Below are 5,281 nucleotides of genomic sequence, written 5' to 3'. Positions count from 1 at the left end.
CCCCTTCCCCGCTCCTCCCCCCGGGCCTCCTGGAGCGCCTGCTCGCGGAAGCGATGGGCCGGGGCGCCGACTTCGCGGAGGTGTACGTGGAGCGCACGTCCACCACCGCGGTCGTCCTGGAGGAGTCGCGCATCAAGAGCGCCCAGGTGGGCCTGGTGCAGGGCGTGGGTGTGCGGGTCATCACCGGCGCCAAGGTGGGGTACGCGTACTCCGACGACTGGGATGAGGCCGCCCTGTTCCGGGCCGCGCGCACCGCCGCGATGATCTCCCAGGGCGGCGGCTCCGAGCGCTCCTTCCCCATCAAGCGCGTCGCGGTGCCCAGCCACTACCGGGTGGCGCAGGCCCTGGAGGACGTGGCGGTGGCCCGGAAGACGGCGCTGCTCACCCGCGCGGACAAGGCCGCCCGCGCCTTCGACTCGCGCATCCAGCAGGTGAACGCCTCCTATGTGGATCAGACGCGGCGCATCGCGGTGGCCAACACCGCCGGGCGCTACAGCGTGGACACGCAGGATCAGTCCCGCCTGAGCGTGCACGTGGTGGCGCTGGGCAAGGGCGGCGAGCGGCGCACCGGCATGTACGGCAGCGGCGGCCGGGTGTCCTTCAGCTACTGGGACGGCGTGACGCCGGAGAGCGTGGCGGAGGAGGCCGCGCGTCAGGCCATCGCCACGCTGGGCGCGGTGGACTGCGTGGCGGGCCCGCAGACGGTGGTGCTGGCGCCGGGCTGGAGCGGCATCCTCCTGCACGAGGCGGTGGGCCACGGCCTGGAGGCGGACTTCATCCGAAAGGGCACCTCGCTGTTCGCCGGCAAACTGGGGGAGAAGGTGGCCTCCGACCTGGTGACGGTCATCGACGACGGCACGGTGTCCAACGCGCGGGGCTCCATCAACATCGACGACGAGGGCGTGCCCGGCGAGCGCAAGGTCCTCATCGAGAACGGCGTCCTCAAGGGCTACCTCTATGATCAGCTCAACGCGAAGCTGATGAACCAGCGCTCCACGGGCAGCGGCCGGCGCGACTCGTTCAAGAGCCTGCCCCTGCCGCGCATGACGAACACCTTCCTGGCGCCCGGGGACCACGCGCCGGAGGACATCCTCAAGGAGGTGAAGCGCGGCCTGTACTGCGCCACCTTCGGGGGCGGTCAGGTGGACATCAGCAACGGCAACTTCGTCTTCGAGGTCAGCGAGGCCTACCAGATTGAAGACGGGAAGCTGGGCCGCCCGGTGAAGAACGCCATCCTCATCGGCGTGGGACCGGAGGCGCTGAAGAACATCAGCCGCGTGGGAACCGATCCGATGCCGGACCCCGGCATGGGCATCTGCGTGAAGGACGGGCAGATGCTGCCCGTGGGGGTGGGCCTGCCCACCGTGCGCATCGACAACGTCACCGTGGGCGGCACGAAGGTCGGCTGAAGCCGGCTCTTTTCGAGGGAACGACAACGTGAACTACGAACAGCTCGCGAAGAAGATCGTCCAGCGCGCGGTGAAGCGCGGCGCCAAGCAGGCGGAGGCGTATCTGGAGGTGGGCCGCCAGAGCAGCGTGCGCGTCCGCGAAGGCCAGATTGAGGACCTCACCGAAGCCACCAGCAAGGGCGTGGGCGTGCGCGTCTTCGTCAAGGATCGTCTGGGCTTCGCGTACACCTCCGACTTCACCCCCGCCGGCCTGGAGCGCGTGGTGGACCTGGCCGTGCAGTTGGCGGAGGCCGCCGCGCCCAGCAAGTTGAACGGCCTGCCCACCGCGAAGGACCTGGGCAAGCGGGGCGACACCGGCCTGCTCTTCGACCCGAAGGTCGCGAACCTCCCCGGCGACTGGAAGATCAACGCCGCGTTGGAGGCGGAGCGCGCGGGCCGGGCCGAGGATGCGCGCGTGGCCACGTTCGACTCCGTGTCCGCGGGCGACTTCGTGTCGGAGGTGTACCTGGCCTCCAGCGAGGGCGCGACGGGCGGCTACTCCGGCACGTACGTGTACCTGGTCGCCGTGCCGGTGGCGGCCCAGGACGGGCAGCTCCAGACGGGCTTCTGGCTGGACTACAAGCGCTTCTTCGACGACCTGGAGTCGCCGGAGTCCATCGGCCGGCAGGCCGCGAAGCGCGCCGTGCGCATGCTGGGCGCGAAGTCCGTCAAGACGTGCCAGGTGCCGGTGGTGTTTGATCCGCTGGTGGCCGCGAACTTCGTGCAGAACATCGCCCAGGCCGCGGACGGCAACGCCGTGTACCAGCGCTCCAGCGTCCTGGCCGAGCACGTGGGCAAGAAGCTCGCGGGCAACCACATCACCCTGGTGGATGACGGCCTGCTGCCCCGGGGGCTCGCCACCGCGCCCTTCGACGGCGAAGGCGTCCCCACGCGGCGCACGCCCATCCTGGACAAGGGCGTGCTGTCCGGCTTCCTCTACGACGCCTTCACCGCGCGCAAGGCCAAGGCGCGCACCACCGGCAACGCGTCGCGCGGCTACAGCGCGCTGCCGGGCATCGGCACCACCAACCTCTACCTGGAGCCGGGCACACAGTCGCCGGAGGAGATCATCCGCAAGGTGCCCCGGGGCCTGTACGTCACCGCCCTGCTCGGCCACGGTGCGGATCCGGTGTCCGGCGACATGTCCTGCGGGGCCAACGGCCTTTGGATTGAGAACGGTGAGCTGACGCACCCGGTGCAGGAAGTCACCGTGGCGGGCAACCTCCTCCAGATGCTCAAGGACGTGGACGCGGTGGGAAGCGATCTGCAGTTCCGGGGCGGCTCGGCCGGAGCGCCCACTGTCCGCTTCCGACAGCTCACCGTCTCCGGAGCGTAGCCCGCGAAGCTTCGTGGCCTACGCTGACGGCCCTCCACGCTCCAGCAAGGAGGGTCCGTCCGCATGGCCGCGAAGTCCCCCCGCAAGTCCGCTCCCGCGAAGTCGAAGTCGGCCACCCCGCGCAAGCCCCGGCGCAAGAAGGCCGAGCCGAGGTCGCGGGGCCTCTCCGCCGCGGACGTCGCCAGCGAGTCCGTCGCCTTCCCGGACGAGCTGCTCCAGGCGGTGCGCCAGGACGGCGGAGAAGTCCTGGCCGTGTACCGCGACCCGCTGGGCGGACACCCCGTCGTCTTCGCCGTGCTGCCCATCGACAAGGTGGAGCCCACGCCCTACCAGCGCGACCTGTCCGAGCCCCACGTGAAGCGGCTCGCCACCGCGATGGAGCGGTTGGACCGCTTCCTGGACCCCGTCATCGCCGTGCGCGTGCAGGGCCACTACTGGACGCCCAACGGCAACCACCGCCTGCACGCGAGCCGCATGCTGGGCGCGAAGTCCATCGTCGCGCTGCTCTTGCCGGAAGAGGACGTGGCCTATCAAATCCTCGCCCTCAACACGGAGAAGGCCCACAACCTGAAGGAGCGCTCGCTGGAGGTCATCCGCATGGCGCGGGGACTCGTAGGCGCGGGCCGCCCGGGCAAGGAGTCCGCCTACGGGCACCTCTTCGAGGAGCCGTCCTTCCTCACCCTGGGCGCCACCTACGAGAAGCGCCCCCGCTACTCCGCCGGCGCCTACCACCCGTTCGTCAAGCGGGTGGAGGGCTTCCAGGAGCTGCCCCTGCCGGAGGCCCTGGCCCTGCGCGACGCCCGCGCGGACCGCCTCCTGGAGCTGGACGACGCGGTGGTGGCCATCGTCGCCGCGCTGAAGGAGCGCGGCCTCCAGAGCCCCTACCTCAAGAACTTCGTCGTCGCCCGCCTCAACTTCCTGCGCTTCCGCAAGGACGGCGCCCCTCCCACCTTCGACGCCACCGTGGACCGCATGCTGGCCAGCGCGAAGCGCTTCAACGTGGACAAGGTCCGCCGCGAGGACATCGGACGCATGGGAGGGGGCCCCCTGGAACCGGACGAAGAGCAGGCGTGAGGGGAATGGGGATTGCAAGGTAGGCGTACAAGAGGCCTTGCACCCCATGACTGCTCCCACCGTCCTGGTCGTCGACGACGACCGCGCCAATCTCGATTCGGTCGCCCGCATCTTCCAGCGGGAGGGCTTCGCCACGCTCGCCGCCGCGCAGGGCACGGAGGCGCTGGAGATGCTTCGCCGCCCGGAGGTCAGCGTCATGGTCACCGACCTGATGATGCCCGGCATGGACGGCCAGGAGTTGCTCAAGGCCAGCCGCACCATCCGCCCGGACGTGGAGGTGGTGCTGATGACCGCCTACGGCACGGTGGAGACGGCCGTGGCCGCCATGAAGGACGGCGCCTACGACTTCATCACCAAGCCCCTCAAGCGCCACGCCCTGGTGAAGGCCGTACAGAAGGCGCTGGAGAAGCACGCCCTCGTCCAGGAGAACACCTCCCTCAAGGCCAGGCTCGCGGAGATCAACCCGTCCGGCGGTCGCGCCATGGTGGGCCAGTCCCCCGCCTTCCGCGCCATGCTGGACACCATCCGCCAGGCCGCGCCCTCCACCGCCACGGTGCTGCTGCTGGGCGAATCCGGCACCGGCAAGGAGCTGGCCGCCCGCGCCCTGCACGAACACTCCGCCCGGGCGCGGCAGGCCTTCATCGCCGTCAACTGCGGCGCCATCCCAGAGAGCATCCTGGAGGCGGAGCTCTTCGGCGTGGAGCGGGGCGCGTACACCGGCGCGGTGGCCCGGCGCGAGGGCCGCTTCGAGCGCGCCCACGGCGGCACCCTCTTCCTGGACGAAGTGGGTGAGATGCCCCTGGCCGCGCAGGTGAAGCTGCTGCGCGTGCTCCAGGAGGGAGAGCTGGAGCGGCTGGGCGGCACGCAGACGGTGAAGGTGGACGTGCGGCTCGTGGCAGCCACCAACAAGGACCTCCAGAAGGAGGTGGCCGAGGGGAGATTCCGCGAGGACCTCTACTACCGCCTGCACGTCGTGGAGATCCGCGTGCCCGCGCTCGCGTCGCGCCGCGAGGACATCCCGCTCCTGGCGGACGCGTTCCTGCGCCGCTTCTCCGCGAAGAACGGCAAGGTGCTGCGCGGCTTCTCCCCGGACGCGCTGGGCGTGCTGGAGAACTACGCGTGGCCCGGCAACGTGCGCGAATTGGAGCACGCCGTGGAGCGCGCCGTGGTGCTCGCCAAGACGGACGTGCTGGAGGCCAGCGACCTGCCGGAGTCCGTGCGCAAGGGGCCCCTGGGCTCGGCCGGACAGTTGGTCATCCCCATTGGCACCCCCATGGAGGAGATTGAACGCCGGGTCATCCACGAGACCCTGCGCCACACCAAGGGCGACAAGACGCTCGCCGCCCGGCTGCTGGGCATCGCCGCGCGCACCATCTACCGCAAGCTGGAGCGCGAGCAGCTGGGCCCGGACGCGCCCCCCGTC

Annotated in this window: 4 protein-coding genes; all 4 read left to right on the top strand. The window is 70.5% G+C overall.

Annotated features, from left to right (window positions below):
- A partial coding sequence (locus D7X74_RS39290; protein ID WP_120538071.1) for a TldD/PmbA family protein occupies positions 1–1,409 on the top strand: 1,409 nt, incomplete at its 5' end.
- A 28-nt stretch (positions 1,410–1,437) separates the two neighbouring features.
- Positions 1,438–2,784 carry a TldD/PmbA family protein gene (locus D7X74_RS39285; RefSeq protein ID WP_120538070.1) on the top strand — a complete coding sequence of 449 codons (1,347 nt, stop codon included), beginning with the start codon at positions 1,438–1,440 and terminating at the stop codon, positions 2,782–2,784.
- 63 nt (positions 2,785–2,847) lie between these two features.
- On the top strand, positions 2,848–3,858 hold the full coding sequence (locus D7X74_RS39280; RefSeq protein ID WP_120538069.1) for a ParB N-terminal domain-containing protein: 1,011 nt from the start codon (positions 2,848–2,850) through the stop codon (positions 3,856–3,858).
- A 46-nt stretch (positions 3,859–3,904) separates the two neighbouring features.
- Positions 3,905–5,281, top strand: a 1,377-nt coding sequence (locus D7X74_RS39275) for a sigma-54 dependent transcriptional regulator (RefSeq protein ID WP_147446851.1), incomplete at its 3' end; no start/stop codon positions are given.

The organism is Corallococcus sp. CA047B, assembly GCF_003612065.1.
Lineage (GTDB): Bacteria > Myxococcota > Myxococcia > Myxococcales > Myxococcaceae > Corallococcus > Corallococcus praedator.
This window is presented reverse-complemented; position numbering and strand designations above follow the sequence as displayed.

Coding starts and splice junctions, on each gene's coding strand:
- D7X74_RS39280 (WP_120538069.1), top strand. CDS start 2,848: ATGGCCGCGAAGTCCCCCCGCAAGTCCGCTCCCGCGAAGTCGAAGTCG.